Genomic DNA, 24,847 nt, shown 5'->3' with positions numbered 1-24,847 from the left:
ACAGCGCGCTGGAGCGCAGCCATGACGCCGGTACGCCGGGACGTCGTGGGGCACTCGTGACGCTGTCGCGGCGAGCATATGCCCGCCCCTGGGCGGAAGATCCAGCTGAGTTGGCAATCACCACCCTTGCGAGTGATGGGCCGTCTATGGGTGGACGGGTGGGGTTGGGAGGTTTTTTCTTCCTCCGGATTTAAAAGCCTTTTTGATGTCGTGCGGGGCCGGGACGTCGATCACCGGGACGTTGAAATCCGCGATGCGGTGGCGGGGAGGGCGAGTTCGGCCCAGACGGTCTTGCGTGGGGCGGGTCCTGGTGCCACGCCCCAGCGGTCGGCGAGGGCCGCCACGAGGAGCAGACCACGGCCGCGTTCGGTGCCGGGGTCTGTCGTGCGGGCCCGGGGGAGCCGGTCGCCCCGCGTGTCGGTCACCTCGATACGGAGGGTGTCGCCGACGACGTACAGGGTCAGCCGGAAGCCCCGCCCCGGCACGTGCCCGTGGGTCGACGCGTTGGCCGCGAGCTCGGCGACGATCTGATCGGCCGGGCTCAACGGGAGCTCCCAAGAGCGGAGTTGTTCGACGGCGAGCAGCCGGGCCAGGCGAGCACCGCGTGGCGTGGAGGACAGCAGCACGCTGAAGTTGCGGACGGGCTCCGCGAGTTGGTCGCCGGGACGGTCGGTTTCTCGGTTCATGTCACTCAGCGTGGCGAACTCTGTCTACCGTGAGCTGCGATGACGCCTGTGCGTACAGGGATTGTCCGGTCGCTGTCCTGATCTGTCCCGGCTGTCCCGAGTGCCGTACGGGAACGGTGGGCGTTGGAGGTGGATGGGCGTGAACAGCGAGAGCGCGGACGAGCCCGGGTGGGACGTCAGTCCGGACGACGAGATCGCTCCGGTGGTGGAAGCGACGGGCCGCCAGGTCAGGCTCTGGCGCGAGGCCGCCGGGATGCGGGTGGTGGAGTTCGGGCGGGCGATCGGGTACGGAGAGGACCTGGTCCGCAAGGTGGAGCGCGGGGCGCGGATTCCGCGGGCGGACTTCCTGGACCGGGCGGACGAGATCCTGAACGCCGGTGGCCGTCTCCAGGCGTTCAAGGAGGACATGGAGAAGGCCCGCTACCCGAAGAAGGTGCGCGAGCTGAAGATGCTGGAGGAACGGGCGGTCGAGCTTGTTGCCTACTGCGACCACAATCTCCATGGCCTGTTGCAGACGGAGGACTACGCGCGCTCGCTCTTCGAGATGAGGCAGCCCGCCTATTCGCGGGACGAGGTGGAGCGGGCCTTGGCGGGGCGGATGGCCCGCCGGTCGATCTTCGAGCGGGATCCGGCTCCCGCGCTGGTCTTTGTCCAGGAAGAGGTGACCCTGCGGCGTCCCCTCGGCGGGAGGATGGTTCTGCGTCGGCAGCTCGAACGCCTATTGGAAGTAGGTCAGTTGAGGAACGTCACCATCCAGGTGATGCCGACGGATCGCGAGGAACATGCGGGGATGCAGGGTGAGACCCAGGTGCTGAAATTCGAGGACGGGACGGCGGTGGGACGTTGCGAGGGTGCGTTCAACGGCCGCCCGGTATCCGAGCCCAGGCACCTCCGAATCCTTGAGCTGCGCCATGGCATGATCCGGGCCCAGGCTCTCAGCCCAGGGGAGTCATCGGCCCTCATCGAGCAAGTGCTGGGAGAGACATGACTCTGAAGCCCTCTGTCGGAGACAGCCCCGAGCTGGAATGGTTCAAGAGCAGCTACAGCGACAGCAGCAACAGCAGCGAATGCGTCGAGGTTGCCCTGGAGTGGTTCAAGAGCAGCTACAGCGGCAGTAGCAATCCCAATAACTGCGTCGAGATGGCGCTGGGATGGCTCAAGAGCAGCCACAGCAGCAGCGAAGCCGGTGACTGCGTCGAGATAGCCCCCACCCCCACCAAGATCCACCTCCGCGACTCCAAGAATCCTCAGGGGCCACAACTCACCTTCGCCCCCACGACATGGGCCACCTTCCTCCCGTACGCCACGCGGGCGTGAGTCAGGAGAACAGCTCGCGGTGGTCTGCGGAGACGGATCGCGTTTTGCGGAGGGCTGGTTGGTTTCCGGGCCGCTCGGTGCCCACCGACGCGTGGGGCCGCAGTCTCGGCGAGCGCGGTGGCTTCGAGATGCACGAGGGTGCTCGGAGGTTCCTCGCCGAGTTCGGTGGGCTGGAGAGCGACGAGCGAGGGCCTGGGAGAACCATGGCCCGGATGGGGTTCAGCTTCGACCCGACCGTGGCCGAGTGGGACGCCGAAGTCTTCGACGTGCTCAGCGAAGAGGCCGGCGTCGATCTCTACCCCATCGGGGAGTCCGACCGTCGCAACAGCTACCTGGGCATCGCCCCGAACGGTGCGGTCTACATCGGCATGGACGCCGTCACGCTGCTGGCGGAAACCGCGGACCGGGCGCTGGAGAAGCTCGTCGAGGGGATCCGTTAGGCAAGGGCTCCAGAGGTCCGGTTGCCCTCCGTGGAGGATGCGGCTCGGCTGCGACCGCGCACAGTGCGGGTCGGCTGCACGCTGAAGTGGTGGACGGGGCAGCTGAGTTGGTTGCCCGGCCCGGCGATGTCCTCGCCTACCCCTACCCCCAGGCTTCGGACACCCCGGTCTTGCCCGATGCCGGCCCTCGGTGGCCCCTGACCCGTCTCGACAACGGCGGCTACCGTGTCGATGACCCGCTGATGGGACAGCAACGACACTTCGCCCTCCGATCCGACGGCATCGCCCTGCTGACCCGGATCGTCGACCGCAACGCCAACACGATCACCTTCGACTACGACGACAACGGCACCCCGCTCGCCATCCGTCACTCAGGCGGCTACCGACGACCCTGCCGAGGTGGACGCCGCGTTCGAGCGGGGCGCGGATCATCTCGGTACGGCGGTGATCGGGTTGGCCTTCAACTGCTCGCTGGAGGAGGCGTCGCCGCGGATCGTCAGGGCGATGGAGCTTTTGGACCGTGCTCAGCGGGGGTTCGCGTTCACGGCGGCGGGCGCCGCGGCCCGAATCCACGGTGAGTTGACGCCGGAGCTGTACGCCGCACTGCGAGCCGAGGGTCCCGGCGGCATTGCCGACAATGCCATCAGGGACACCCTCACCTTTGTGCCGATCCGGCGGCTGCCGCCGTGGTTCAGGTGGCAGATGGTGCGGACAACCGTGCTGGACAAGCTGGAGTACTGGCGGATGCGGTCCAAGGATGTCGTCGGCGACGCCTGGGGATGGCCGCGTCGAAGGCACTGACCACCGATCGGGGGAGTGTGTGACGCCAGAGCAATCCTGGGAAGCCGCGAAGCGGCTGTACCCGTTGGGAAGCGTCGCCCGGGGCACGGTGAAGGACCGGTTTCCTTACGGAGTCTTCCTGGAGCTCGATACCGCTCCCGGCGTCACCGGCTTCCTCGATCTGGTGTCGTACAACCCCGACGGCACCCTCAACGATCCCGAAGTCCCGCCGGCCGAATTGCCCGGCGTCGGCGATCGGGTGGAGGGAGCCGTAGCGGACCACGTCGAGCGAGACCGGCAGATTCGGATTCGGGTCGGGCCCCCGTTCTGGGAGTCGTGAACCCGGCGCGCTCACTGTCGGTCCAACGGGGCCATCGTGTCGGCTTTCAACTGTTCGCTGTCGAAGTCGCGCGGCCGGCATGGGATTCAGGCTCGACCCGGACGCCGGCCTCTAGTGCGTCAGCCGTTGCCCCAGGACCGGCAACAACTGATCCCTCAGCAACCGTCCCGCGGGCTCCGACGACAGCCACAGGAGCTTGTGGCGAGTGCCGTCCCGCATCGTCGCTGTCATCCCGGACGTCGTGAGACCCCTGTGGAGGCGGGCCTCGGACAGCTCCGCCAGGGTGATCACCTTGTTCGTGCGGTGGGCCGACCGGATGCCTTCCGCGTCGTAGGCGATCACCTGGTAGGGGTCCTTCGCCGTCACTCCGGAACCGCTCATCGAGTTCGCCACGGAATCCATCAGGCCGCTGCGCACGCGGATCAGAGCGTCCGGGAGCAGCAACAGTTCGCCGTGTATCCAGTCCAACCACCCCGTCGTACAGGTACGGGCCAGGAGGCGGGCGGGGAGCAGGCGCAGACGGGAGGCCCGGGTGACAGCCTCGTCCAGAAGGGCGCTCCAGGCATCGAGGGAGCGGACGCGGCGGGGCTCCTGGCTGGTATGAGTGGGGGAGATGAAGAAGAGGTGGGCCCAGCCGCTCCGGTGCAACTCCACGGTCAGATGGACGTGCCAGTCGGCCGATGCGATCTGAAGGGCCAGGTGCTCGCGGTCGTCCGTCCACAGCACGGGGGACACCTGGAGGCCTTCTGCCGACCAGAACCCGCCGCGCTGCTCCAGCAGCTCCGCCATCCCGTCCAGGGGTATGCCTTCTCGCGTCACGTCGGTGATCCTTGCGCAACGCGATCTCTCCGTGCAGCGCCTGCCCACGGCATGTTCGCGCCATCAAGGGAGGGTGCCGGCTCGGGATCGGGGGCTTCGGTGGGACTCGACCCGGGATCTAGATCGTGCCGGGGTTTGACCTTCGTCACCTTAGGGGTACGATCTCCGGCTCGATTGGCCAGCCCCCCGTCCGGTATGGCAGACTAGCGGGGTTGCTCGGTCGAGTGCCGATGCTGCGCGCCTCCCGTCGGGAGGACTGGAAGCGAGTCCCACAGTACTCGTCGCTTGATCTGCCGTAAGGCAGCGCTCGGGCGGACGTACGGGAATCTTCCGGGAAGTGTCAGCGGGGTGCAGGCCAGGCGCCCGGTGGGTGTTCAGCCCCCGGTCCAGCGGTTGCTTTCGGGCGAGCCGCGTCCCTCGTAGGGAAATCCGCTTACGGATATCTGTGCGGCAGGAGCGCGACACACCCGACCGCGTGGGTCGGAGGATAGGACGCGAACCCCCGGGTTCCGGAGCGTTTCACTAGACAAAGGACTACTGAGTAGCCATGGCGGGACAGAAGATCCGCATCCGGCTCAAGGCCTACGACCACGAGGTCATCGATTCCTCGGCGAAGAAGATCGTCGAAACGGTGACCCGCACTGGTGCGTCGGTCGCAGGCCCGGTGCCGCTGCCCACTGAGAAGAACGTGTACTGCGTCATCAAGTCGCCGCACAAGTACAAGGACTCTCGCGAGCACTTCGAGATGCGCACGCACAAGCGCCTCATCGACATCCTCGACCCCACGCCCAAGACCGTTGACTCTTTGATGCGACTCGACCTCCCGGCCGGTGTCGACATCGAGATCAAGCTCTAGGGATCGGTGATCTGAGAATGGCTAAGCAGATCAAGGGAATCCTGGGCGAGAAGCTCGGCATGACGCAGGTGTGGGACGAGAACAACCGCGTTGTTCCCGTCACCGTCGTCAAGGCCGGCCCGAACGTCGTGACCCAGGTCCGTACGAATGACTCCGACGGCTACGAGTCGGTCCAGATCGCCTTCGGCGAGATCGACCCGCGCAAGGTGAACAAGCCCCTCAAGGGTCACTTCGCCAAGGCCGACGTCACCCCCCGCCGCCACCTCGTCGAGATCCGTACCGCTGACGCCAGCGAGTACACCCTCGGCCAGGAGATCACCGCTGAGGTGTTCGAGGCCGGCATCAAGGTGGACGTGACCGGCAAGAGCAAGGGCAAGGGCTTCGCCGGTGTCATGAAGCGTCACAACTTCAAGGGCCTCGGCGCCGGACACGGTGTCCAGCGCAAGCACCGCTCCCCCGGCTCCATCGGTGGCTGTGCCACCCCGGGCCGTGTGTTCAAGGGCGTCCGCATGGCGGGCCGCATGGGCAACGAGCGGGTCACCACCCAGAACCTGACCGTTCACGCCGTTGACGCGGAGAAGGGCCTGCTCCTCATCAAGGGAGCCATCCCGGGTCCGAACGGCGGCCTCGTCCTGGTCCGTACCGCGGCCAAGGGGGCTTGAGGACATGAGCACCATTGACATTCTGTCGCCCTCCGGCGACACCGCCGGGACCGTTGAGCTCCCGGCCGAGATCTTCGACGTCGAGAAGATCAGCATCCCGCTGCTCCACCAGGTTGTCGTCGCGCAGCTGGCCGCGGCCCGTCAGGGCACGCACAAGGTCAAGCGTCGTGGCGAGGTCCGTGGTGGTGGCCGCAAGCCTTACCGCCAGAAGGGCACCGGCCGCGCCCGTCAGGGCTCGACCCGCGCGCCGCAGTTCGCCGGCGGTGGCGTCGTTCACGGCCCCACCCCGCGTGACTACTCGCAGCGGACCCCGAAGAAGATGAAGGCCGCGGCCCTGCGCCACGCCCTCACCGACCGGGCCCGCAACGCTCGCATCCACGTCATCACCGGCGTGATCGAGGGCGAGACCCCCTCCACCAAGGCCGCGAAGAGCTTCCTCGGCAAGGTCAGCGAGCGCAAGAACGTGCTCCTGGTCATCGAGCGCTCCGACGAGGCCGCGCTGCTCTCCGCGCGCAACCTGCCCCAGGTCCACATCCTGGAGCCGGGCCAGCTGAACACGTACGACGTTCTCGTCTCGGACGACGTGGTCTTCACCCAGGCCGCTTTCGAGTCCTTCGTGTCTGGCCCCCAGGCCGCTGACACCGAAGGGAGCGAAGCCTGATGGCTACGCGTCACCCGAGCATTGCCTCGAAGGCCGCCAAGGCCAAGAAGGTCGCGCGCGTCGCCAAGGCGAAGCGCCACGAGGCCGAAGGCAAGAACACCGTCGAGACCCCGCTGAGCAAGAGCTTCACGGATCCCCGTGACGTCCTCCTCAAGCCGGTCGTCTCGGAGAAGAGCTACGCGCTGCTCGACGAGGGCAAGTACACCTTCGTCGTGGACCCGCGGGCCAACAAGACCCAGATCAAGCAGGCCGTCCAGGCGGTCTTCTCGGTCAAGGTCACCGGGGTCAACACGATCAACCGTCAGGGCAAGCGCAAGCGCACCAAGACGGGCTTCGGCAAGCGTGCCGACAGCAAGCGCGCGATCGTGACCCTCGCTGAGGGCGACCGTATCGACATCTTCGGCCAGGCCTCCTAACGGAGTGCCCTGGTCCGAATATCGGACGAGGACTGAGAAATGGGAATCCGCAAGTACAAGCCGACTACGCCGGGCCGTCGTGGCTCCAGCGTCGCCGACTTCGTCGAGGTCACGCGGTCCACGCCGGAGAAGTCGCTGGTTCGCCCCCTGCACAGCAAGGGCGGCCGTAACAATTCCGGTCGTGTGACCGTTCGCCACCAGGGTGGCGGACACAAGCGCGCCTACCGAGTGATCGACTTCCGTCGTCACGACAAGGACGGCGTGCCGGCGAAGGTCGCGCACATCGAGTACGACCCCAACCGCACCGCGCGCATCGCGCTGCTTCACTACGCGGACGGCGAGAAGCGCTACATCCTCGCCCCCCGCAACCTGTCGCAGGGTGACCGCGTCGAGAACGGTCCCGGGGCCGACATCAAGCCGGGCAACAACCTGGCGCTCCGCAACATCCCGGTCGGTACCACGATCCACGCGATCGAGATCCGTCCCGGTGGCGGCGCCAAGTTCGCCCGCTCCGCCGGTGCCTCGGTGCAGCTGCTCGCGAAGGAGGGCACCATGGCCCACCTCCGCATGCCCTCCGGCGAGATCCGCCTGGTCGACCAGCGCTGCCGCGCCACGGTCGGGGAGGTCGGCAACGCCGAGCAGAGCAACATCAACTGGGGTAAGGCCGGCCGTAAGCGCTGGCTGGGCGTTCGCCCGTCCGTCCGCGGTGTGGCGATGAACCCGGTTGACCACCCGCACGGTGGTGGTGAGGGCAAGACCTCCGGTGGTCGCCACCCGGTCTCCCCGTGGGGTCAGAAGGAGGGTCGTACTCGTTCGCCGAAGAAGGCTTCGAACAAGTACATCGTCCGCCGCCGCAAGACGAACAAGAAGCGCTAGGAGCGGGTTTAGATGCCGCGCAGTCTCAAGAAGGGACCCTTCGTCGACGGACACCTTGTAAAGAAGGTGGACGTACAGAACGAAGCCGGTACCAAGAACGTCATCAAGACCTGGTCCCGTCGCTCGATGATCATCCCGGCCATGCTCGGCCACACGATCGCGGTGCACAACGGCAAGACCCACATCCCGGTGTTTGTCACCGAGTCGATGGTCGGCCACAAGCTCGGCGAGTTCTCGCCGACGCGCACCTTCCGGGGTCACGTCAAGGACGACCGGAAGTCGAAGCGCCGCTAACGCGGGGTGGAATCGACCATGACAGACACTGGAAGGACAACCATGGAAGCCAGGGCCCAGGCGCGGTACATCCGCGTTACGCCCATGAAGGCCCGCCGAGTGGTGGACCTTATCCGTGGCATGGATGCCACGGAGGCTCAGGCGGTCCTGCGTTTCGCCCCGCAGGCCGCGAGCGTGCCGGTCGGCAAGGTGCTTGACAGCGCCATTGCCAACGCCGCACACAACTACGACCACACCGACGCCGGCAGCCTCGTCATCTCCGAGGCCTACGTCGACGAGGGTCCGACCCTGAAGCGGTTCCGGCCGCGTGCCCAGGGCCGTGCCTACCGGATCCGCAAGCGGACCAGCCACATCACCGTGGTCGTCAGCAGCAAGGAAGGAACCCGGTAATGGGCCAGAAGGTTAACCCGCATGGGTTCCGGCTCGGCATCACCACGGACTTCAAGTCCCGCTGGTACGCCGACAAGCTGTACAAGGACTACGTCAAGGAAGACGTCGCCATCCGTCGGATGATGACGTCCGGCATGGAGCGCGCCGGCATCTCGAAGGTTGAGATCGAGCGCACCCGTGACCGCGTGCGGGTGGACATCCACACCGCGCGTCCCGGCATCGTCATCGGCCGCCGTGGCGCCGAGGCCGACCGCATCCGCGGTGACCTCGAGAAGCTCACGGGCAAGCAGGTCCAGCTGAACATCCTCGAGGTCAAGAGCCCCGAGACCGATGCTCAGCTGGTTGCCCAGGCCGTTGCCGAGCAGCTGTCCTCCCGCGTCTCCTTCCGTCGCGCCATGCGTAAGAGCATGCAGGGCACGATGAAGGCCGGCGCCAAGGGCATCAAGATCCAGTGTGGTGGCCGTCTCGGCGGCGCCGAGATGTCCCGCTCGGAGTTCTACCGCGAGGGCCGTGTGCCCCTGCACACGCTCCGCGCGAACGTCGACTACGGCTTCTTCGAGGCCAAGACGACCTTCGGCCGTATCGGTGTGAAGGTCTGGATCTACAAGGGCGACGTCAAGAACATCGCCGAGGTCCGCGCCGAGAACGCCGCTGCCCGTGCGGGTAACCGCCCGGCCCGTGGTGGCGGCGCGAGCGACCGCCCCGCCCGTGGTGGCGGCCGTGGTGGCGAGCGTGGCGGCCGCGGCCGCAAGCCGCAGCAGCAGTCCGCGCCGGCTGCCGAGGCCCCCAAGGCCGAGGCTCCCGCCGCCGCTGCCGCTCCGGCTGAGAGCACCGGAACGGAGGCCTGACCGACATGCTGATCCCCCGCAGGGTCAAGCACCGCAAGCAGCACCACCCGAAGCGCCGTGGTCAGGCCAAGGGCGGTACGCAGGTTTCGTTCGGCGAGTACGGCATTCAGGCCCTCACGCCGGCGTACGTGACGAACCGCCAGATCGAGGCCGCGCGTATCGCGATGACCCGCCACATCAAGCGTGGCGGCAAGGTCTGGATCAACATCTACCCGGACCGCCCGCTCACGAAGAAGCCCGCCGAGACCCGCATGGGTTCCGGTAAGGGTTCCCCCGAGTGGTGGGTCGCGAACGTGCACCCGGGCCGGGTCATGTTCGAACTGTCCTACCCCAACGAGAAGATCGCCCGTGAGGCCCTCACTCGCGCAGCCCACAAGCTGCCGATGAAGTGCCGGATCGTCAAGCGCGAGGCAGGTGAAGCGTGATGTCGGCCGGTACCAAGGCGTCCGAGCTGCGCGAACTGGGTGACGAGGAGCTTCTTGCGAAGCTCCGCGAAGCCAAGGAAGAGCTGTTCAACCTCCGCTTCCAGGCGGCGACCGGTCAGCTCGAGAACCACGGTCGGCTCAAGGCCGTCCGGAAGGACATCGCGCGGATCTACACCCTGATGCGTGAGCGCGAGCTGGGCATCGAGACGGTGGAGAGCGCCTGATGAGCGAGAGCAACGTGACTGAGCAGAAGACCGAGCGCGGTTTCCGCAAGACCCGTGAGGGTCTGGTCGTCAGCGACAAGATGGACAAGACCGTCGTCGTCGCTGTCGAGGACCGCGTGAAGCACGCGCTGTACGGCAAGGTCATCCGCCGTACGAACAAGCTCAAGGCCCACGACGAGCAGAACGCCGCCGGCGTCGGCGACCGCGTCCTCCTGATGGAGACCCGGCCGCTGTCCTCGACGAAGCGCTGGCGCATCGTCGAGATCCTCGAGAAGGCCAAGTAATTTCCTGAGGGGTATTCCTCAGGTTCGTTCCGCCAGGCTCGGGGCGGGACCGTCCTCGGACGGACCCGCCCCGGGAACCGGCAGACAATCAGGAGATAGACGTGATCCAGCAGGAGTCGCGACTGCGTGTCGCCGACAACACTGGTGCGAAGGAAATCCTTTGCATCCGTGTGCTCGGTGGCTCCGGTCGCCGCTACGCGGGCATCGGTGACGTGATCGTCGCCACCGTCAAGGACGCGATCCCCGGCGGCAATGTGAAGAAGGGTGACGTCATCAAGGCGGTCATCGTTCGCACCGTCAAGGAGCGTCGCCGTCCGGACGGCTCGTACATCCGCTTCGACGAGAACGCCGCTGTCATTCTGAAGAACGACGGCGACCCTCGCGGCACCCGTATCTTCGGCCCGGTCGGCCGTGAGCTGCGCGAGAAGAAGTTCATGAAGATCATCTCGCTCGCGCCGGAGGTGCTGTAAGCATGAAGATCAAGAAGGGCGACCTGGTTCAGGTCATCACCGGTAAGGACAAGGGCAAGCAGGGCAAGGTCATTGCCGCTTACCCGCGCGACGAGCGCGTCCTGGTCGAGGGTGTCAACCGGGTCAAGAAGCACACGAAGGCCGGACCCACCGCCAAGGGTTCGCAGGCCGGTGGCATCGTCACGACCGAGGCGCCCGTCCACGTCTCCAACGTCCAGCTGGTCGTTGAGAAGGACGGCAACAAGGTCGTCACGCGCGTCGGTTACCGCTTCGACGACGAGGGCAACAAGATCCGCGTTGCCAAGCGGACGGGTGAGGACATCTGATGGCTACCACCACGACTCCGCGTCTCAAGACGAAGTACCGCGAGGAGATCGCGGGCAAGCTGCAGGAAGAGTTCTCCTACGAGAACGTCATGCAGACCCCGGGCCTCGTCAAGATTGTGGTCAACATGGGTGTGGGCGACGCCGCCCGCGACTCCAAGCTGATGGACGGCGCGGTTCGCGACCTCACCACGATCACCGGGCAGAAGCCGGCCGTCACCAAGGCCCGTAAGTCCATCGCGCAGTTCAAGCTGCGTGAGGGTCAGCCGATCGGTGCCCACGTCACGCTCCGTGGCGACCGCATGTGGGAGTTCCTGGACCGCACCCTGTCGCTCGCGCTTCCGCGCATCCGCGACTTCCGTGGTCTGTCCCCCAAGCAGTTCGACGGCCGTGGCAACTACACCTTCGGTCTCACGGAGCAGGTCATGTTCCACGAGATCGACCAGGACAAGATCGACCGCACCCGGGGTATGGACATCACCGTGGTGACCACGGCGACCAACGACGCTGAGGGCCGCGCGCTCCTTCGTCACCTCGGCTTCCCCTTCAAGGAGGCGTAAGCGAGATGGCGAAGAAGGCTCTGATTGCCAAGGCTGCTCGTAAGCCCAAGTTCGGTGTGCGTGGCTACACGCGCTGCCAGCGCTGCGGTCGTCCGCACTCCGTGTACCGCAAGTTCGGCCTGTGCCGCGTCTGCCTTCGTGAGATGGCTCACCGTGGCGAGCTGCCGGGCGTGACCAAGAGCTCCTGGTAGTCCCTGTAATTCAGGGATTTCAGGACTCTCGGTAAGTAAAGGGCTCGGTCAGGTGCCCACCTCTCCATGGCTTAGGCTAGGAGGGTTGGGCGCCTGACGCCCAAACGACTTACTACGCCGTAGGTCCCCGCACCGCACCCGTCCCGCCCATGAGTGGGGAGAGGGATGGCGCATACAGGAAACCCCGGCGAGAGAGGCCGAAGGCCAATTCATGACCATGACTGATCCGATCGCAGACATGCTTACGCGTCTGCGTAACGCGAACTCGGCGTACCACGACACCGTGGGAATGCCGCACAGCAAGATCAAGTCGCACATCGCGGAGATCCTCCAGCAGGAGGGCTTCATCACGGGCTGGAAGGTCGAGGACGCCGAGGTCGGCAAGAACCTCGTTCTCGAGCTGAAGTTCGGCCCGAACCGTGAGCGCTCCATCGCGGGCATCAAGCGGATCTCCAAGCCCGGTCTCCGGGTTTACGCGAAGTCCACCTCCCTGCCCAAGGTGCTTGGCGGCCTCGGCGTGGCGATCATCTCCACGTCGCACGGTCTCCTCACCGACAAGCAGGCCGGCAAGAAGGGCGTAGGCGGAGAAGTTCTCGCCTACGTCTGGTAGCGGAAGGGAACGGAGGAAACAGCTATGTCGCGTATTGGCAAGCTCCCCATCACGGTTCCCGCCGGCGTGGACGTCACCATCGACGGCCGTACGGTTGCGGTGAAGGGGCCCAAGGGCACCCTCTCTCACACCATTGCGGCGCCGATCGAGATCGCTAAGGGTGAGGACGGCGTTCTGAACGTCACCCGCCCGAACGACGAGCGTCAGAACAAGGCCCTCCACGGCCTGTCCCGCACGCTGGTGGCGAACATGATCACCGGCGTGACCACGGGTTACGTGAAGAAGCTCGAGATCAGCGGTGTCGGTTACCGCGTCCTGGCGAAGGGCTCCAACCTGGAGTTCTCGCTCGGCTACAGCCACTCGATCACTGTCGAGGCCCCCGAAGGCATCACCTTCAAGGTCGAGAACCCGACGCGGTTCTCGGTCGAGGGCATCGACAAGCAGAAGGTCGGCGAGGTTGCGGCCAACATCCGCAAGCTGCGCAAGCCCGACCCGTACAAGGCCAAGGGCGTCAAGTACGAGGGCGAAGTCATTCGTCGCAAGGTCGGAAAGGCGGGTAAGTAAGCCATGGCATACGGTGTCAAGATTGCTAAGGGCGACGCTTACAAGCGTGCTGCCATCAAGCGTCGTCACATCCGGATCCGTAAGCACATCTCGGGTACGGCTGAGCGTCCGCGCCTGGTCGTGACGCGCTCCAACCGTCACATCGTGGCCCAGGTCATCGACGACGTTAAGGGTCACACCCTCGCGTCGGCGTCGACCCTGGACACCGCGATCCGCGGTGGCGAGGCCGACAAGTCGGCTCAGGCGAAGTCGGTCGGCGCCCTGGTCGCCGAGCGCGCCAAGGCCGCCGGTGTCGAGGCTGTCGTATTCGACCGTGGTGGCAACCAGTACGCCGGGCGCATCGCCGCCCTGGCGGACGCCGCCCGCGAAGCCGGACTCAAGTTCTGAGTCGCCCGTCGCGCTAGCGACTTGATTGTCGCTGCGTAGCTAGCGGAAAAAGAGAGAGGTAATCCAATGGCTGGACCCCAGCGCCGTGGAAGCGGTGCCGGTGGCGGCGAGCGGCGGGACCGGAAGGGCCGTGACGGCGGCGCTGCTGCCGCCGAGAAGACCGCGTACGTTGAGCGCGTTGTCGCGATCAACCGCGTCGCCAAGGTTGTGAAGGGTGGTCGTCGCTTCAGCTTCACCGCGCTGGTCGTGGTGGGCGATGGTGACGGCACCGTCGGTGTCGGTTACGGCAAGGCCAAGGAGGTGCCGGCCGCGATCGCCAAGGGTGTTGAAGAGGCCAAGAAGCACTTCTTCAAGGTCCCCCGTATCCAGGGCACCATCCCGCACCCGATCACGGGCGAGAAGGCCGCGGGCGTCGTCCTGCTCAAGCCTGCTTCCCCCGGTACCGGCGTTATCGCCGGTGGCCCGGTGCGAGCTGTCCTGGAGTGCGCCGGCGTTCACGACATCCTGTCGAAGTCGCTCGGTTCTTCCAACGCGATCAACATCGTGCACGCGACCGTGGCGGCCCTCAAGGGCCTGCAGCGTCCCGAGGAGATCGCGGCTCGCCGTGGTCTGCCCCTCGAGGACGTCGCCCCCGCGGCTCTCCTTCGTGCACGTGCCGGGGCGGGTGCGTAATGGCTCGCCTCAAGGTCACGCAGACGAAGTCGTACATCGGCAGCAAGCAGAACCACCGTGACACCCTGCGTTCCCTTGGTCTCAAGGGCATCAACACGCAGGTCGTCAAGGAGGACCGCCCCGAGTTCCGCGGAATGGTTCACACCGTCCGCCACCTCGTGACGGTCGAGGAGGTCGACTGATCATGGCGGAAAACAACCCGCTCAAGATCCACAACCTCCGTCCCGCCCCGGGCGCCAAGACCGCCAAGACCCGTGTTGGTCGTGGTGAGGCGTCGAAGGGTAAGACGGCTGGTCGTGGTACCAAGGGCACGAAGGCCCGCTACCAGGTTCCGGAGCGCTTCGAGGGTGGCCAGATGCCCCTCCACATGCGTCTTCCGAAGCTGAAGGGCTTCCGCAACCCGTTCAAGACCGAGTTCCAGGTCGTGAACCTCGACAAGCTGGGCGCGCTGTACCCGGAGGGTGGCGAGGTCACCGTCGAGGGTCTCGTCGCCAAGGGTGCCGTTCGCAAGAACAGCCTCGTCAAGGTCCTCGGCCAGGGCGAGATCTCCGTGGCGCTGCAGGTGACGGTCGACGCCGTCTCCGGCTCCGCCAAGGAGAAGATCACCGCCGCCGGCGGTACCGTCACCGAACTCGTCTGATTTCATCAGGCGTCTCGATGACCTGAACGATCCCGACCGGGGGTGCCCCACAAAAGGGGCATCCCCGGTTGGTCGTTCCTAGGGGGGCAGTGTCGCCGGTAAGGTGGCCTGCACTGTTAATTTTCGTCCGGCGTGCCTCAAGGGAACTCCGGACGGGCTTTGACTGTTGGTTAGCTGTCAGTCATCCGTCGAACCTCAAGACCGTCACCTCTGACGCTGTAGCGCGGGGGTCGCAGGAGGCACCGTGCTCACCGCGTTCGCCCGGGCGTTCAGGACGCCCGACCTGCGCAAGAAGCTGCTCTTCACGCTCGGCATCATCGTGGTCTACCGGGTCGGTACCCACATTCCGATCCCCGGCGTGGACTACAAGAACGTCCAGACGTGTATGGACGTGGCCGACTCGAACCGAGGGCTGTTCAGCCTCATCAACATGTTCAGTGGCGGCGCGCTGCTGCAGATCACGATCTTCGCGCTCGGCATCATGCCGTACATCACGGCGAGCATCATTCTCCAGCTGCTCACCGTGGTGATCCCGCGACTGGAAGCCCTCAAGAAGGAGGGCTCGGCCGGTACGGCGAAGATCACGCAGTACACGCGTTATCTGACGGTCGCTCTCGCCATCCTGCAGGGCACCGGCCTGGTGGCCACCGCCCGCAGCGGCGCGCTGTTCACGGGCTGCCCCGTGGCCAACCAGATCGTGCCGGACCAGTCGATCTTCACCACGATCACGATGGTCATCACGATGACCGCCGGTACCTGTGTCGTCATGTGGCTCGGTGAGCTCATCACCGACCGCGGCATCGGCAACGGCATGTCGATCCTCATGTTCATCTCGATCGCCGCGACCTTCCCGAGCGCGCTGTGGACCGTCAAGATCCAGGGCAAGCTGGCCGGTGGCTGGATCGAGTTCGGCACGGTCATCGCGGTGGGTCTGTGCATGGTCGGCCTGGTGGTGTTCGTCGAGCAGGCGCAGCGCCGGATTCCGGTCCAGTACGCGAAGCGCATGATCGGCCGCCGTTCCTACGGTGGAACGTCGACCTACATTCCGCTGAAGGTCAACCAGGCAGGTGTGATCCCTGTCATCTTCGCCTCGTCGCTGCTCTACATTCCGAGCCTGATCGCCCAGTTCTCGAAGAGCAACTCCGGGTGGAAAACCTGGGTCACGAACAACCTGACCAAGGGTGACCACCCGATTTACATCGCGCTGTACTTCCTCCTGATCGTTTTCTTCGCGTTCTTCTACGTGGCGATCTCGTTCAACCCCGAGGAAGTAGCCGACAACATGAAGAAGTATGGTGGCTTCATCCCGGGCATCCGGGCTGGCCGGCCGACCGCTGAGTACCTGAGTTACGTACTCAACCGGATCACCTGGCCGGGTTCGCTGTATCTGGGGCTGATCGCTCTCGTGCCGACGGTCGCGTTGGTTGGTTTCGGGGCAAACCAGAACTTCCCGTTCGGTGGTACCAGCATCCTGATCATCGTGGGTGTCGGTCTCGAGACGGTGAAGCAGATCGAGAGTCAGCTTCAGCAGCGCAATTACGAAGGGTTCCTCCGCTGATGCGAATCGTCCTCGTCGGGCCGCCCGGTGCCGGGAAGGGAACGCAGGCCGCGTTCCTCGCCAAGAATCTGGCGATCCCGCACATCTCAACGGGCGACCTGTTCCGCGCCAACATCTCTCAGCAGACGGAACTCGGCAAGCTGGCGAAGTCCTACATGGACAAGGGCGAACTGGTGCCGGACGAGGTCACCATCGCCATGGCCAAGGACCGCATGGAGCAGCCCGACGCGGAGAACGGCTTCCTGCTCGACGGCTTCCCGCGCAACGTCTCGCAGGCCGAGGCGCTGGACGAGATGCTGGGCACCGAGGGCATGAAGCTGGACGCGGTGCTGGACCTGGAGGTCCCCGAGGACGAGGTGGTCCGCCGTATCGCGGGCCGTCGCATCTGCCGCAACGACTCGGCGCACGTCTTCCACGTGTCGTACAAGGCGCCGAAGCAGGAAGGCGTCTGTGACGTCTGCGGCGGCGAGCTGTACCAGCGCGACGACGACTCCGAGGACACCGTCCGTACGCGGCTGGAGGTCTACCACACCCAGACCGAGCCGATCATCGACTACTACAAGGCCCAGGGCCTGGTCGTCACGATCCCGGCGCTCGGCAAGGTGGAAGAGGTCACGGCGCGCTCGATGGAGGCGCTGTCCCGCGAGGACGCCTAGTCCGTGCGGGACGCGCTCGGCGGTACCCGCGTGACGCGGGGAGCGTGAAGCAGTACGTCGCATCGGCCGCGGCGCCCTCACCGGGTGCCGCGGCCGACGTGTGAGGCGGGCGGGGCGAAGGGTCCTGCGCGTGCCAGGGGTCCCCGACCCCGGGCGGGGTGGGTCCGGTCCCCCGTATCGTTGGAACAGTCCGTAGTCCCGGTCCAGAAAGGCCGCAGCCACCATGGTGCAGATCAAGACCCCCGAGCAGATCGCCAAGATGCGTGAGGCGGGGCTGGTCGTCGCGGCGATCCATGCGGCCACGCGGGAAGCGGCCGTGCCCGGTGCCACCACCCGGGACCTGGACGAGGTCGCCCGCAAGGTGCTCGAGGAGCACGGCGCCAAGTCGAACTTCCTCGGGTACGGCGGTTTCCCCGCGACGATCTGCACCTCGGCCAACGAGGTCGTCGTCCACGGCATCCCGGACGACAAGACCGTCCTGAAGGACGGCGACATCATCTCCATCGACGCCGGCGCGATCGTGGACGGCTGGCACGGCGACGCCGCGTACACGGCGTTCGTGGGCACCGGCCACGCTCCGGAGCTGATCGAGCTCTCCCGGGTGACCGAGGAGTCGATGTGGGCGGGCATCGCGGCCATGAAGGCGGGCAACCGTCTGGTCGACGTCTCGCGGGCCATCGAGACCTACATCCGCCGGCAGCCGAAGCCGGGCGGCGGCAAGTACGGGATCATCGAGGACTACGGCGGCCACGGCATCGGCACCGAGATGCACATGGACCCGCACCTGCTGAACTACGTCGAGCGGAAGCGGGGGAAAGGACCGAAGCTGGTCCCCGGGTTCTGCCTCGCGATCGAGCCGATGGTGTCCCTCGGCACACCGCGGACCGACGTGCTGGAGGACGACTGGACCGTGATCACCACGGACGGGACCTGGTCCTCGCACTGGGAGCACTCCGTGGCGCTGACGGAGGAAGGGCCGCTGGTCCTGACGGCACCCGACTGCGGCAGGGCGAAGCTCGCCGAGTACGGGGTCACGGCGGCGCCCGACCCCCTCGCGAGCTGAGGCACCGCCCGTTCGGGCGTTCGCAAGATCACATAATATCGATCTTACGTTCGATATTGCTCATCGCTTTTCGTCCGCTCCCTTCTCTGTCGACCCTGCAATCGGTCAGCCCCGCCCCTCGCGCATACGGCGCCGAGGGGCGGGGCATCTTCATGAGTGGCGGAGGAGGACGGAGATGAATTCGTCTTTCCGGGGGCCCTGACGTAGACTGACTCGTCGGCTCTCGTGCACCCGCATGTCTGCATGCGCTAGCGCGGAGTCGATCAAGGTAGTCGATTCGAAGGGCAAAGCGTGGCCAAGAAGCAAGGTGCCATCGAGATCGAGGGCACTGTCGTTGAGTCTCTTCCGAACGCGATGTTCAAGGTGGAGCTCCAGAACGGCCACCAGGTCCTGGCGCACATCAGCGGCAAGATGCGCATGCACTACATCCGCATCCTCCCTGACGACCGGGTCGTGGTGGAGTTGTCTCCGTACGACCTGACGCGCGGCCGGATCGTCTACCGCTACAAGTAGATCTTGCCTTGCTCCGTGTTCCGTTCCGGGACGCGGGGGGTGGCACTGACCCGGAGAACCTCACCTAATGAAGGTCAAGCCGAGCGTCAAGAAGATCTGCGACAAGTGCAGGGTGATCCGCCGTCACGGTCGGGTCATGGTCATTTGCGAAAACCCGCGCCACAAGCAGCGCCAGGGCTGACGCACGACCGCACCTTCTGCACTCCGCAGATACTTCGCGCGACGCAGCAGTACATGTTCATACGCAGGATCCAGGGCTGAGTCTCATCAGGCCTGACACCCCCGGTCGGAGGCCGGGGACCCGGTTCGTACCGAATGCTCGATCCCTTGGATCGGGGCAGGACGGCGGGCGGGATCCGATTCTGCGGAAGACCTCCGAACGACAACTGGAGCCATTGAATGGCACGCGTTTCCGGTGTTGACATCCCGCGCGAAAAGCGTGTGGAGGTCGCCCTCACCTACGTGTTCGGCATCGGCCGGACCCTTTCCCAGCTGACGCTGGCCGAGACTGGCGTGAACCCCAACACGCGCGTTCGTGACCTCTCCGAGGAGGAGCTGGTCAAGATCCGCGAGTACGTGGACGCCAACATCAAGACCGAGGGTGACCTCCGTCGCGAGATCCAGGGCGACATTCGCCGCAAGATCGAGATCGGCTGCTACCAGGGCATCCGCCACCGTCGTGGCCTGCCCGTGCACGGTCAGCGCACCAGCACGAACGCTCGTACCCGCAAGGGCCCGCGTCGCGCGATCGCCGGCAAGAAGAAGCCGGGCAAGAAGTAGTCCTCAGCGGACAACGCTTCATCAGCGGTCTTCGCTGTAGGACCGACCACCTCCCCGTAGGAGAAATAGATGCCCCCCAAGGGTCGTCAGGGCGCTGCCAAGAAGGTGCGCCGCAAGGAAAAGAAGAACGTCGCTCATGGGCACGCCCACATCAAGAGCACGTTCAACAACACGATCGTCTCGATCACGGACCCCTCGGGCAACGTGATCTCCTGGGCCTCCGCCGGCCACGTCGGCTTCAAGGGCTCGCGCAAGTCCACCCCCTTCGCCGCGCAGATGGCCGCCGAGTCGGCCGCCCGTCGCGCGCAGGAGCACGGCATGCGCAAGGTTGACGTCTTCGTGAAGGGCCCGGGCTCCGGTCGCGAGACCGCGATCCGCTCCCTCCAGGCCACTGGCCTCGAGGTCGGCTCGATCCAGGACGTCACCCCCACCCCGCACAACGGCTGCCGTCCGCCGAAGCGCCGCCGCGTCTGACGCACGGCTGCTCGGTCGTCGATCTCGACGGCCCTGTGCTGGTTCGAGGTTTCCGGGCGGTACGGCTCCGTAAAAGGGCCGTATCGCCCGTACCCTTGCTGTACCCGGCCTCTTGTGAGGCGCGGTTCCGTCGGGCGTCAAATAGCGGGCGTCCACGAAAGAAGGATCTGATCACCACATGCTGATCGCTCAGCGTCCCTCGTTGACCGAAGAGGTCGTCGACGAATTCCGCTCCCGGTTCGTGATCGAGCCGCTGGAGCCGGGCTTCGGCTACACCCTCGGCAACTCCCTGCGCCGCACCCTCCTCTCGTCGATCCCCGGCGCTGCTGTCACCAGCATCCGCATCGACGGTGTCCTGCACGAGTTCACCACCGTGCCGGGCGTCAAGGAGGACGTCACCGACCTGATCCTCAACATCAAGCAGCTCGTCGTCTCCTCGGAGCACGACGAGCCGGTCGTGATGTACCTGCGCAAGCAGGGCCCGGGTCTGGTCACCGCCGCCGACATCGCGCCCCCGGCCGGTGTCGAGGTCCACAACCCCGACCTCGTCCTCGCCACGCTCAACGGCAAGGGCAAGCTGGAGATGGAGCTGACCGTCGAGCGCGGTCGCGGCTACGTCTCCGCCGTTCAGAACAAGCAGGTCGGTCAGGAGATCGGGCGCATCCCGGTCGACTCGATCTACTCGCCGGTGCTCAAGGTCACGTACAAGGTCGAGGCGACCCGTGTCGAGCAGCGCACCGACTTCGACAAGCTGATCGTCGACGTCGAGACCAAGCAGGCCATGCGTCCGCGTGACGCCATGGCGTCGGCCGGTAAGACCCTGGTCGAGCTGTTCGGTCTGGCCCGCGAGCTCAACATCGACGCCGAGGGCATCGACATGGGCCCGTCCCCCACGGACGCCGCCCTCGCCGCTGATCTCGCCCTGCCGATCGAGGAGCTCGAGCTCACCGTTCGGTCGTACAACTGCCTCAAGCGTGAGGGCATCCACTCCGTGGGTGAGCTCGTCGCCCGCTCCGAGGCCGACCTCCTGGACATCCGCAACTTCGGTGCGAAGTCCATCGACGAGGTCAAGGCGAAGCTGGCCGGCATGGGCCTGGCCCTCAAGGACAGCCCGCCCGGATTCGACCCGACCGCCGCCGCCGACGCCTTCGGCGCCGACGACGACGCGGACGCGGGTTTCGTGGAGACCGAGCAGTACTGAGCCGGTACTGGGACGGCTTCCGTCCTCCGGGGGCCCTCGGGACCCCGGATCTTCGACGGGCAATCGCCCGCTCGGACACTGTCCCCGGTACCTGATACGGCCGGGGCAGACACCTAGGAGAAACCATGCCGAAGCCCGCCAAGGGTGCCCGTCTGGGCGGCAGCGCCGCGCACGAGAAGCTGCTCCTCGCGAACCTCGCGAAGTCGCTCTTCGAGCACGGCCGCATCACCACCACCGAGGCCAAGGCCCGTCGTCTGCGTCCCTACGCGGAGCGTCTGGTCACCAAGGCGAAGAAGGGTGACCTTCACAACCGCCGTCAGGTGCTCTCGGTGATCACGGACAAGAGCATCGTGCACACGCTCTTCACCGAGATCGGCCCGCGCTACGAGAACCGCCCGGGTGGCTACACCCGTATCACCAAGATCGGTAACCGTCGTGGCGACAACGCGCCCATGGCTGTCATCGAGCTGGTGGAGGCCCTGACCGTGGCCCAGCAGGCCACCGGTGAGGCCGAGGCGGCCACCAAGCGTGCCGTCAAGGAGACCGAGGCCCCGGCCAAGGTCGAGGACACCAAGGTCGAGGACGCCGTCGAGGCTCCCGCCGAGGAGTCGAAGGACGCCTGAGGCACTTGCCTTGCTGTGAGCGGGTCCGTCCCTTCGGGGGCGGGCCCGCTTTCGCGTTGCCGGGCAGACGCCCGGGCTTGAGAGGATCTAGGTGTGAGTGACGAAGCGGAGCCCGGGTTCGTGCGGGTGCGGTTGGATCTGTCGTACGACGGGAGCGAGTTCTCGGGGTGGGCCAAGCAGGCCGGGGGACGCAGGACCGTGCAGGGCGAGATCGAGGACGCGCTGCGCACGGTGACGCGGACGAAGGACACCACGTACGAGCTGACCGTGGCCGGGCGGACCGACGCCGGAGTGCACGCGCGTGGCCAGGTGGCCCATGTCGACCTCCCCGCGGAGCTGTGGGCCGAGCACCGCGAGAAGCTGCTGAAGCGGCTGGCCGGGAGGCTGTCGAAGGACGTGCGGGTGTGGTCGCTCACCGAGGCGCCGCCCGGCTTCAACGCGCGGTTCTCGGCGATCTGGCGGCGCTACGCCTACCGCGTCACCGACGAACCCGGCGGTGTCGACCCCCTCTTGCGCAGTCATGTCCTGTGGCACGACTGGCCGTTGGACGTCGATGCCATGAACCAGGCGGCCGAACGGCTGCTGGGGGAGCACGACTTCGCCGCCTACTGCAAGAAGCGCGAGGGCGCGACGACCATCCGTACGCTCCAGGAACTGAGCCTGGTGCGCGGTGAGGACGGGGTCATCACCGCGACCGTGCGGGCCGACGCCTTCTGCCACAACATGGTGCGGTCGCTGATCGGGGCCCTGCTGTTCGTGGGGGACGGGCATCGCGGGCCCGAGTGGCCGGGGAAGGTGCTCGCCGCAGCCGTACGGGACTCGGCCGTGCACGTCGTACGGCCGCACGGGCTGACGCTCGAAGAAGTCGGTTACCCCGCGGACGAGTTGCTGGCCGCGCGGAGCAAGGAGGCCAGGAACAAGCGGACGTTGCCGGGTGCGGGCGGCTGCGCGACCTGCTGACACCGGCGGGCCTGCCGGGCGGGCGCCTCGGCGGCGGGTGCCTCAACTGCCTTGGGCGGTACGGGGGCGGCGGCCGGGGCCGCCGCCCGGAACCGCTACTGCTCGGCGGCGGCCGATGCCTGGGCCTGGCCCCGTCGGCTGATCTGGAGGAAGGCGAACTGCGCGAGATCGTCGCCGGTCGTGAACACCGCGGTGTCCTTCGTCGTCACGTCCTTGCCGTTGGTGAAACCGGCGAGGGTGAAGTAGGCGTAACGGCCGTAGGAGTTGGTGGTCGAACGGCAGACGGCCGAGTCGCAGAACGACTTGATGCCGTTGCCGGGGAGCGAGGCGATGATGCTCTTGGTGTCCGCGTCCGCCTTGGCCTTGGTCGCCTGGGCCTCGGTGTCGAAGACCGCGACGCCGACCGTCACCGCCACCCCGTCCTTGACGTAGGTGACGCGCAGGAAGCGGGTGCAGCCGTCCTTGGTGAGGACCGGCGGCAGCGTGCCCTTCGCCGCCGAGGCGCAGTTCTTGGTGTCGGCCGTCGGACCCTTGCGGTACACGCGGTCGCCCATGGTGAGCTGCGTACCGGGGAAGAGGATGTCCGGGCTCAGCGGCGCGGTGTCCTTCTGCGCGCTGGCTATGAACTGCTTCGGATCCAGCGGCGGCGGAGCCGAGGTCGGCGCGAAGGACGGAGCCGGCGTCGTGGCACCCGGGATGTCCGCGCTGGCGGGCAGTTGGGACGGCTGATGGCCCGCCTGGTTGCTCCCGTTCGCGTTGGCGACGGCCATGGCCACGGCAGCGCCGACCGCGACGGTGGCCAGGGCCCCGCCCACGATGAACAGCACTTTGCGGCGCCTGTTGCGCGTTTCGGAAGCCTCTGCCATTGCGGCCCAGTCGGGATTCCCGCCGGACCGCTGATTGCCCCACTGAGGCGGTTGCTGAGATCCCGGCTTCCAGGGGTCCCACGGGGGCTGCCCCTGCCCACCCTGCCCATAACTCATGCGCCGCATCTTAGACGGGCGTTGGGGGGTGCCGGTCCGCTCCACCGGGCACTTGAGCCCCTAGCGTGATCTGAATGCGTACGCGCAAAAGTGACATCTCAGGGTGGTTGGTACGTAGGGCCTCCCGGCATGCGCGGGCGGTGTCGGGTGCGGTGCTGTGCGCGCATGCCGTGGGGGTCGCGCGCGACACCGTGGCGGGCGGGATGGACAACGCGATCGTCGTACGGGCGGCGCGCACCTGACCGGCCGGCGGCTCGCCCTACGCCGACCGGCGCTTCCCCCATCTCCCGGGCGCGGTGCTCGCCGCGATGCCGCAGGCGCTGCTCGCGGCGGACGCGCTGCGGTCCCTGGTCCCGCTGACGGCGACCGCCCTGCTGGTGGCGGGCTGGGCCTGGGCGCTGCGGGTGCACGGGGGTCCCCTTGCGCAGCCGCCCCGGGGTGCTCGGCCCCGCCGGGCTCGCGCTGGGCTTCGCGCCCCTCGGGCACCTGGTCTCGCTCGGCGACTGGACGGTGACCGCCGCCGCGGCACCGCTGATGCCGGATCCTGCGGGATTCGTCACACGGACGCTGCCGTTTCCGCTCCGGAGCCATGATCGATTCGTACGCCTTTACGAGGCTTCTCCGGTGGCCGTGCTGCCGCGGCTCGGGGTGCCGTCCTGGGTGGCGGTGCCCGCTCGCCCGCGCGGCGGCGGGCGCGGGAGTCCCCGCCGCGTACCGGCGCTGGTCCCGGCGGGTTCCCGGGCCGCTGCGGCTTGTTGAGACCGCGGTGCTGCTGACGCTGTCGGCGTTCCTGGTGTCCCGGCCGTCGTGCGACCACTGTCTGCTCGTCGTGGTGCCGCTGCTGCTCGCGGGGCTGCCGTATCCCGCTTCGGCGGCCCGTGGGCCGGTGGTTCTGGCCGACGCCGGTGCCGCAGGGGCCCGGTGCCGACCGGCCCTGGCTGGAAGCGGTGACCCGACGTTCCCTCCGGGACTGCTTTACCCTGTGTGTATTGACTGCATCGGTGGCGCTTTGGCGTCCCCGGCATCCGCCGCTCGGCGGCCCCGACCACTTCGTCGCTCAGCGACAGGGACGACGGGCCACGACGGGGTGAGCACTCGCGTTTTGACCCTTCCGGGCCACCGCGGGTAAGCTTGCAGTTCGTTATGTGTATTGGCTTGCTCATTCTCACGTGAGGGGCCCTTACACCGGTCCACCGGGGCTGATGACCAGCGATCTGCACGCGGTATGCGTCACCGCAGTGCGGTCAGGGCTGTCGTGATCGTCCGTGGTGGCCATGTCAGGACCCACTCACTGAAGAAGC

General features: G+C 66.7%; 40 protein-coding genes. 37 read left to right on the top strand and 3 right to left on the bottom strand.

Translation table 11 applies throughout. The features are described from left to right. Positions 1–230: 230 nt before the first annotated feature. Positions 231–686 carry an ATP-binding protein gene (locus tag ACIQRL_RS38145; protein ID WP_401340388.1) on the bottom strand — a complete coding sequence of 152 codons (456 nt, stop codon included), beginning with the start codon at positions 684–686 and terminating at the stop codon, positions 231–233. Positions 687–825: 139 nt separating this feature from the next. Between ACIQRL_RS38145 and ACIQRL_RS38140 the strand changes: the two genes are divergently transcribed. The 5 genes from ACIQRL_RS38140 to ACIQRL_RS38120 all read left to right on the top strand — a co-directional run bounded on the left by ACIQRL_RS38140 (position 826) and on the right by ACIQRL_RS38120 (position 3,563). Further along, on the top strand, positions 826–1,674 hold the full coding sequence (locus tag ACIQRL_RS38140) for a helix-turn-helix domain-containing protein (RefSeq protein ID WP_401340386.1): 849 nt from the start codon (positions 826–828) through the stop codon (positions 1,672–1,674). Beyond that, positions 1,671–2,003, top strand: a complete 333-nt coding sequence (locus tag ACIQRL_RS38135; protein WP_401340384.1) for a DUF397 domain-containing protein — start codon at positions 1,671–1,673, stop codon at positions 2,001–2,003. The genes ACIQRL_RS38140 and ACIQRL_RS38135 overlap by 4 nt, the downstream gene beginning before the upstream one ends. Continuing rightward, the gene (locus ACIQRL_RS38130) at positions 1,967–2,443 is read left to right on the top strand and encodes an SUKH-3 domain-containing protein (RefSeq protein WP_401340381.1); all 477 of its coding nucleotides are present in this window, start codon (positions 1,967–1,969) and stop codon (positions 2,441–2,443) included. The genes ACIQRL_RS38135 and ACIQRL_RS38130 overlap by 37 nt, the downstream gene beginning before the upstream one ends. A 399-nt stretch (positions 2,444–2,842) precedes the next feature. Further along, on the top strand, positions 2,843–3,244 hold the full coding sequence (locus ACIQRL_RS38125) for a hypothetical protein (protein ID WP_401340379.1): 402 nt from the start codon (positions 2,843–2,845) through the stop codon (positions 3,242–3,244). After that, a complete protein-coding gene (locus tag ACIQRL_RS38120) occupies positions 3,201–3,563 on the top strand; it encodes a hypothetical protein (RefSeq protein WP_401340453.1) in 363 nt (120 codons plus the stop codon). The genes ACIQRL_RS38125 and ACIQRL_RS38120 overlap by 44 nt, the downstream gene beginning before the upstream one ends. Positions 3,564–3,674: 111 nt before the next feature. On the opposite strand, the gene ACIQRL_RS38115 is transcribed toward ACIQRL_RS38120, so the two are convergent. After that, entirely contained in the window at positions 3,675–4,382 is a 708-nt protein-coding gene (locus ACIQRL_RS38115) for a hypothetical protein (RefSeq protein WP_401340377.1), read from the bottom strand. 547 nt (positions 4,383–4,929) lie between these two features. On the opposite strand from ACIQRL_RS38115, the gene rpsJ reads away from it, so the two are divergent. From rpsJ to truA, 31 genes are all read left to right on the top strand, one after another. Then, positions 4,930–5,238, top strand: a complete 309-nt coding sequence (gene rpsJ, locus ACIQRL_RS38110) for a 30S ribosomal protein S10 (RefSeq protein WP_003948644.1) — start codon at positions 4,930–4,932, stop codon at positions 5,236–5,238. 17 nt (positions 5,239–5,255) lie between these two features. Further along, a complete protein-coding gene (gene rplC, locus ACIQRL_RS38105) occupies positions 5,256–5,900 on the top strand; it encodes a 50S ribosomal protein L3 (protein WP_261705325.1) in 645 nt (214 codons plus the stop codon). Positions 5,901–5,904: 4 nt separating this feature from the next. After that, positions 5,905–6,561, top strand: a complete 657-nt coding sequence (gene rplD / locus ACIQRL_RS38100; protein ID WP_037627000.1) for a 50S ribosomal protein L4 — start codon at positions 5,905–5,907, stop codon at positions 6,559–6,561. Further along, the gene (rplW, locus tag ACIQRL_RS38095; RefSeq protein ID WP_189190335.1) at positions 6,561–6,977 is read left to right on the top strand and encodes a 50S ribosomal protein L23; all 417 of its coding nucleotides are present in this window, start codon (positions 6,561–6,563) and stop codon (positions 6,975–6,977) included. The genes rplD and rplW overlap by 1 nt, the downstream gene beginning before the upstream one ends. 39 nt (positions 6,978–7,016) lie before the next feature. Then, entirely contained in the window at positions 7,017–7,853 is an 837-nt protein-coding gene (gene rplB / locus ACIQRL_RS38090; RefSeq protein WP_153289116.1) for a 50S ribosomal protein L2, read from the top strand. 12 nt (positions 7,854–7,865) lie between these two features. Continuing rightward, positions 7,866–8,147, top strand: coding sequence for a 30S ribosomal protein S19 (rpsS, locus tag ACIQRL_RS38085; protein ID WP_024755409.1), 282 nt, complete (start codon positions 7,866–7,868; stop codon positions 8,145–8,147). Between the two features lie 42 nt (positions 8,148–8,189). Next, positions 8,190–8,537, top strand: a complete 348-nt coding sequence (gene rplV, locus ACIQRL_RS38080) for a 50S ribosomal protein L22 (protein WP_006604878.1) — start codon at positions 8,190–8,192, stop codon at positions 8,535–8,537. After that, a complete protein-coding gene (gene rpsC / locus ACIQRL_RS38075; RefSeq protein ID WP_326786061.1) occupies positions 8,537–9,385 on the top strand; it encodes a 30S ribosomal protein S3 in 849 nt (282 codons plus the stop codon). Before rplV ends, rpsC begins: the two co-directional genes overlap by 1 nt. Before the next feature lie 5 nt (positions 9,386–9,390). After that, complete coding sequence (rplP, locus tag ACIQRL_RS38070) at positions 9,391–9,810, top strand: 50S ribosomal protein L16 (protein ID WP_099500627.1); 420 nt, start codon at positions 9,391–9,393, stop codon at positions 9,808–9,810. After that, the gene (gene rpmC / locus ACIQRL_RS38065; RefSeq protein ID WP_003998824.1) at positions 9,810–10,034 is read left to right on the top strand and encodes a 50S ribosomal protein L29; all 225 of its coding nucleotides are present in this window, start codon (positions 9,810–9,812) and stop codon (positions 10,032–10,034) included. The genes rplP and rpmC overlap by 1 nt, the downstream gene beginning before the upstream one ends. Next, positions 10,034–10,318, top strand: a complete 285-nt coding sequence (gene rpsQ / locus ACIQRL_RS38060; RefSeq protein ID WP_401340372.1) for a 30S ribosomal protein S17 — start codon at positions 10,034–10,036, stop codon at positions 10,316–10,318. The genes rpmC and rpsQ overlap by 1 nt, the downstream gene beginning before the upstream one ends. A gap of 101 nt (positions 10,319–10,419) precedes the next feature. Further along, entirely contained in the window at positions 10,420–10,788 is a 369-nt protein-coding gene (gene rplN / locus ACIQRL_RS38055) for a 50S ribosomal protein L14 (protein ID WP_003992364.1), read from the top strand. A gap of 2 nt (positions 10,789–10,790) precedes the next feature. Beyond that, positions 10,791–11,114: a 50S ribosomal protein L24 gene (rplX, locus tag ACIQRL_RS38050; protein WP_007494760.1), complete on the top strand. Its 324-nt coding sequence runs from the start codon at positions 10,791–10,793 to the stop codon at positions 11,112–11,114. Beyond that, positions 11,114–11,671, top strand: coding sequence for a 50S ribosomal protein L5 (gene rplE / locus ACIQRL_RS38045; RefSeq protein ID WP_401340369.1), 558 nt, complete (start codon positions 11,114–11,116; stop codon positions 11,669–11,671). Before rplX ends, rplE begins: the two co-directional genes overlap by 1 nt. Before the next feature lie 5 nt (positions 11,672–11,676). Further along, positions 11,677–11,862, top strand: a complete 186-nt coding sequence (locus ACIQRL_RS38040) for a type Z 30S ribosomal protein S14 (RefSeq protein WP_003948630.1) — start codon at positions 11,677–11,679, stop codon at positions 11,860–11,862. Positions 11,863–12,073: 211 nt separating this feature from the next. Further along, positions 12,074–12,472, top strand: a complete 399-nt coding sequence (gene rpsH / locus ACIQRL_RS38035; RefSeq protein ID WP_190037509.1) for a 30S ribosomal protein S8 — start codon at positions 12,074–12,076, stop codon at positions 12,470–12,472. Between the two features lie 24 nt (positions 12,473–12,496). Next, on the top strand, positions 12,497–13,036 hold the full coding sequence (gene rplF, locus ACIQRL_RS38030; protein ID WP_365870865.1) for a 50S ribosomal protein L6: 540 nt from the start codon (positions 12,497–12,499) through the stop codon (positions 13,034–13,036). A gap of 3 nt (positions 13,037–13,039) precedes the next feature. Next, positions 13,040–13,423, top strand: coding sequence for a 50S ribosomal protein L18 (rplR, locus tag ACIQRL_RS38025; protein ID WP_261705334.1), 384 nt, complete (start codon positions 13,040–13,042; stop codon positions 13,421–13,423). Between the two features lie 66 nt (positions 13,424–13,489). Further along, a complete protein-coding gene (rpsE, locus tag ACIQRL_RS38020; RefSeq protein ID WP_006376045.1) occupies positions 13,490–14,095 on the top strand; it encodes a 30S ribosomal protein S5 in 606 nt (201 codons plus the stop codon). Next, the gene (gene rpmD / locus ACIQRL_RS38015; protein ID WP_055553514.1) at positions 14,095–14,277 is read left to right on the top strand and encodes a 50S ribosomal protein L30; all 183 of its coding nucleotides are present in this window, start codon (positions 14,095–14,097) and stop codon (positions 14,275–14,277) included. Before rpsE ends, rpmD begins: the two co-directional genes overlap by 1 nt. Positions 14,278–14,279: 2 nt before the next feature. Beyond that, complete coding sequence (gene rplO, locus ACIQRL_RS38010) at positions 14,280–14,735, top strand: 50S ribosomal protein L15 (protein WP_189190330.1); 456 nt, start codon at positions 14,280–14,282, stop codon at positions 14,733–14,735. A gap of 244 nt (positions 14,736–14,979) precedes the next feature. Continuing rightward, positions 14,980–16,293 carry a preprotein translocase subunit SecY gene (gene secY, locus ACIQRL_RS38005; protein WP_401340367.1) on the top strand — a complete coding sequence of 438 codons (1,314 nt, stop codon included), beginning with the start codon at positions 14,980–14,982 and terminating at the stop codon, positions 16,291–16,293. Continuing rightward, positions 16,293–16,949 carry an adenylate kinase gene (locus tag ACIQRL_RS38000; RefSeq protein ID WP_401340365.1) on the top strand — a complete coding sequence of 219 codons (657 nt, stop codon included), beginning with the start codon at positions 16,293–16,295 and terminating at the stop codon, positions 16,947–16,949. The genes secY and ACIQRL_RS38000 overlap by 1 nt, the downstream gene beginning before the upstream one ends. 223 nt (positions 16,950–17,172) lie before the next feature. Continuing rightward, positions 17,173–18,012 carry a type I methionyl aminopeptidase gene (gene map, locus ACIQRL_RS37995; protein ID WP_401340363.1) on the top strand — a complete coding sequence of 280 codons (840 nt, stop codon included), beginning with the start codon at positions 17,173–17,175 and terminating at the stop codon, positions 18,010–18,012. A 291-nt stretch (positions 18,013–18,303) separates the two neighbouring features. Next, a complete protein-coding gene (gene infA, locus ACIQRL_RS37990; RefSeq protein WP_003948620.1) occupies positions 18,304–18,525 on the top strand; it encodes a translation initiation factor IF-1 in 222 nt (73 codons plus the stop codon). A 67-nt stretch (positions 18,526–18,592) separates the two neighbouring features. Beyond that, positions 18,593–18,706 (top strand): 50S ribosomal protein L36, encoded by a 114-nt coding sequence (gene rpmJ / locus ACIQRL_RS37985; protein WP_003998809.1) that lies wholly within the window; start codon positions 18,593–18,595, stop codon positions 18,704–18,706. A gap of 218 nt (positions 18,707–18,924) precedes the next feature. Further along, positions 18,925–19,305 (top strand): 30S ribosomal protein S13, encoded by a 381-nt coding sequence (gene rpsM, locus ACIQRL_RS37980; RefSeq protein WP_081218901.1) that lies wholly within the window; start codon positions 18,925–18,927, stop codon positions 19,303–19,305. Positions 19,306–19,374: 69 nt separating this feature from the next. Beyond that, positions 19,375–19,779, top strand: coding sequence for a 30S ribosomal protein S11 (rpsK, locus tag ACIQRL_RS37975; RefSeq protein WP_003956432.1), 405 nt, complete (start codon positions 19,375–19,377; stop codon positions 19,777–19,779). 178 nt (positions 19,780–19,957) lie between these two features. Next, positions 19,958–20,980: a DNA-directed RNA polymerase subunit alpha gene (locus tag ACIQRL_RS37970; protein ID WP_003966937.1), complete on the top strand. Its 1,023-nt coding sequence runs from the start codon at positions 19,958–19,960 to the stop codon at positions 20,978–20,980. Between the two features lie 125 nt (positions 20,981–21,105). Then, positions 21,106–21,603: a 50S ribosomal protein L17 gene (rplQ, locus tag ACIQRL_RS37965; RefSeq protein ID WP_351555371.1), complete on the top strand. Its 498-nt coding sequence runs from the start codon at positions 21,106–21,108 to the stop codon at positions 21,601–21,603. Positions 21,604–21,696: 93 nt separating this feature from the next. After that, complete coding sequence (gene truA, locus ACIQRL_RS37960; protein WP_401340359.1) at positions 21,697–22,563, top strand: tRNA pseudouridine(38-40) synthase TruA; 867 nt, start codon at positions 21,697–21,699, stop codon at positions 22,561–22,563. Positions 22,564–22,658: 95 nt separating this feature from the next. Here the strand turns inward: truA and ACIQRL_RS37955 are convergent, their stop codons facing one another. After that, on the bottom strand, positions 22,659–23,546 hold the full coding sequence (locus ACIQRL_RS37955) for a hypothetical protein (protein ID WP_401340357.1): 888 nt from the start codon (positions 23,544–23,546) through the stop codon (positions 22,659–22,661). 420 nt (positions 23,547–23,966) lie between these two features. On the opposite strand from ACIQRL_RS37955, the gene ACIQRL_RS37950 reads away from it, so the two are divergent. Beyond that, positions 23,967–24,305 (top strand): hypothetical protein, encoded by a 339-nt coding sequence (locus tag ACIQRL_RS37950; protein WP_401340355.1) that lies wholly within the window; start codon positions 23,967–23,969, stop codon positions 24,303–24,305. Positions 24,306–24,847 lie beyond the last annotated feature (542 nt).

The sequence above is a fragment of the Streptomyces sp. NPDC091209 genome, assembly GCF_044757755.1.
Lineage (GTDB): Bacteria > Actinomycetota > Actinomycetes > Streptomycetales > Streptomycetaceae > Streptomyces.
Note: the sequence above shows the minus strand (reverse complement) of the source record. Positions and strands in the feature narration are given on the sequence as shown.

Coding starts and splice junctions, on each gene's coding strand:
- ACIQRL_RS38145 (WP_401340388.1), bottom strand. CDS start 686: ATGAACCGAGAAACCGACCGTCCCGGCGACCAACTCGCGGAGCCCGTC.
- ACIQRL_RS38135 (WP_401340384.1), top strand. CDS start 1,671: ATGACTCTGAAGCCCTCTGTCGGAGACAGCCCCGAGCTGGAATGGTTC.
- ACIQRL_RS38130 (WP_401340381.1), top strand. CDS start 1,967: ATGGGCCACCTTCCTCCCGTACGCCACGCGGGCGTGAGTCAGGAGAAC.
- ACIQRL_RS38120 (WP_401340453.1), top strand. CDS start 3,201: ATGTCGTCGGCGACGCCTGGGGATGGCCGCGTCGAAGGCACTGACCAC.
- rpsJ (WP_003948644.1), top strand. CDS start 4,930: ATGGCGGGACAGAAGATCCGCATCCGGCTCAAGGCCTACGACCACGAG.
- rplC (WP_261705325.1), top strand. CDS start 5,256: ATGGCTAAGCAGATCAAGGGAATCCTGGGCGAGAAGCTCGGCATGACG.
- rplD (WP_037627000.1), top strand. CDS start 5,905: ATGAGCACCATTGACATTCTGTCGCCCTCCGGCGACACCGCCGGGACC.
- rplW (WP_189190335.1), top strand. CDS start 6,561: ATGGCTACGCGTCACCCGAGCATTGCCTCGAAGGCCGCCAAGGCCAAG.
- rplB (WP_153289116.1), top strand. CDS start 7,017: ATGGGAATCCGCAAGTACAAGCCGACTACGCCGGGCCGTCGTGGCTCC.
- rpsS (WP_024755409.1), top strand. CDS start 7,866: ATGCCGCGCAGTCTCAAGAAGGGACCCTTCGTCGACGGACACCTTGTA.
- rplV (WP_006604878.1), top strand. CDS start 8,190: ATGGAAGCCAGGGCCCAGGCGCGGTACATCCGCGTTACGCCCATGAAG.
- rpsC (WP_326786061.1), top strand. CDS start 8,537: ATGGGCCAGAAGGTTAACCCGCATGGGTTCCGGCTCGGCATCACCACG.
- rplP (WP_099500627.1), top strand. CDS start 9,391: ATGCTGATCCCCCGCAGGGTCAAGCACCGCAAGCAGCACCACCCGAAG.
- rpmC (WP_003998824.1), top strand. CDS start 9,810: ATGTCGGCCGGTACCAAGGCGTCCGAGCTGCGCGAACTGGGTGACGAG.
- rpsQ (WP_401340372.1), top strand. CDS start 10,034: ATGAGCGAGAGCAACGTGACTGAGCAGAAGACCGAGCGCGGTTTCCGC.
- rplX (WP_007494760.1), top strand. CDS start 10,791: ATGAAGATCAAGAAGGGCGACCTGGTTCAGGTCATCACCGGTAAGGAC.
- rplE (WP_401340369.1), top strand. CDS start 11,114: ATGGCTACCACCACGACTCCGCGTCTCAAGACGAAGTACCGCGAGGAG.
- ACIQRL_RS38040 (WP_003948630.1), top strand. CDS start 11,677: ATGGCGAAGAAGGCTCTGATTGCCAAGGCTGCTCGTAAGCCCAAGTTC.
- rpsH (WP_190037509.1), top strand. CDS start 12,074: ATGACCATGACTGATCCGATCGCAGACATGCTTACGCGTCTGCGTAAC.
- rplF (WP_365870865.1), top strand. CDS start 12,497: ATGTCGCGTATTGGCAAGCTCCCCATCACGGTTCCCGCCGGCGTGGAC.
- rplR (WP_261705334.1), top strand. CDS start 13,040: ATGGCATACGGTGTCAAGATTGCTAAGGGCGACGCTTACAAGCGTGCT.
- rpsE (WP_006376045.1), top strand. CDS start 13,490: ATGGCTGGACCCCAGCGCCGTGGAAGCGGTGCCGGTGGCGGCGAGCGG.
- rpmD (WP_055553514.1), top strand. CDS start 14,095: ATGGCTCGCCTCAAGGTCACGCAGACGAAGTCGTACATCGGCAGCAAG.
- rplO (WP_189190330.1), top strand. CDS start 14,280: ATGGCGGAAAACAACCCGCTCAAGATCCACAACCTCCGTCCCGCCCCG.
- ACIQRL_RS38000 (WP_401340365.1), top strand. CDS start 16,293: ATGCGAATCGTCCTCGTCGGGCCGCCCGGTGCCGGGAAGGGAACGCAG.
- map (WP_401340363.1), top strand. CDS start 17,173: ATGGTGCAGATCAAGACCCCCGAGCAGATCGCCAAGATGCGTGAGGCG.
- rpmJ (WP_003998809.1), top strand. CDS start 18,593: ATGAAGGTCAAGCCGAGCGTCAAGAAGATCTGCGACAAGTGCAGGGTG.
- rpsM (WP_081218901.1), top strand. CDS start 18,925: ATGGCACGCGTTTCCGGTGTTGACATCCCGCGCGAAAAGCGTGTGGAG.
- rpsK (WP_003956432.1), top strand. CDS start 19,375: ATGCCCCCCAAGGGTCGTCAGGGCGCTGCCAAGAAGGTGCGCCGCAAG.
- ACIQRL_RS37970 (WP_003966937.1), top strand. CDS start 19,958: ATGCTGATCGCTCAGCGTCCCTCGTTGACCGAAGAGGTCGTCGACGAA.
- rplQ (WP_351555371.1), top strand. CDS start 21,106: ATGCCGAAGCCCGCCAAGGGTGCCCGTCTGGGCGGCAGCGCCGCGCAC.
- ACIQRL_RS37955 (WP_401340357.1), bottom strand. CDS start 23,546: ATGAGTTATGGGCAGGGTGGGCAGGGGCAGCCCCCGTGGGACCCCTGG.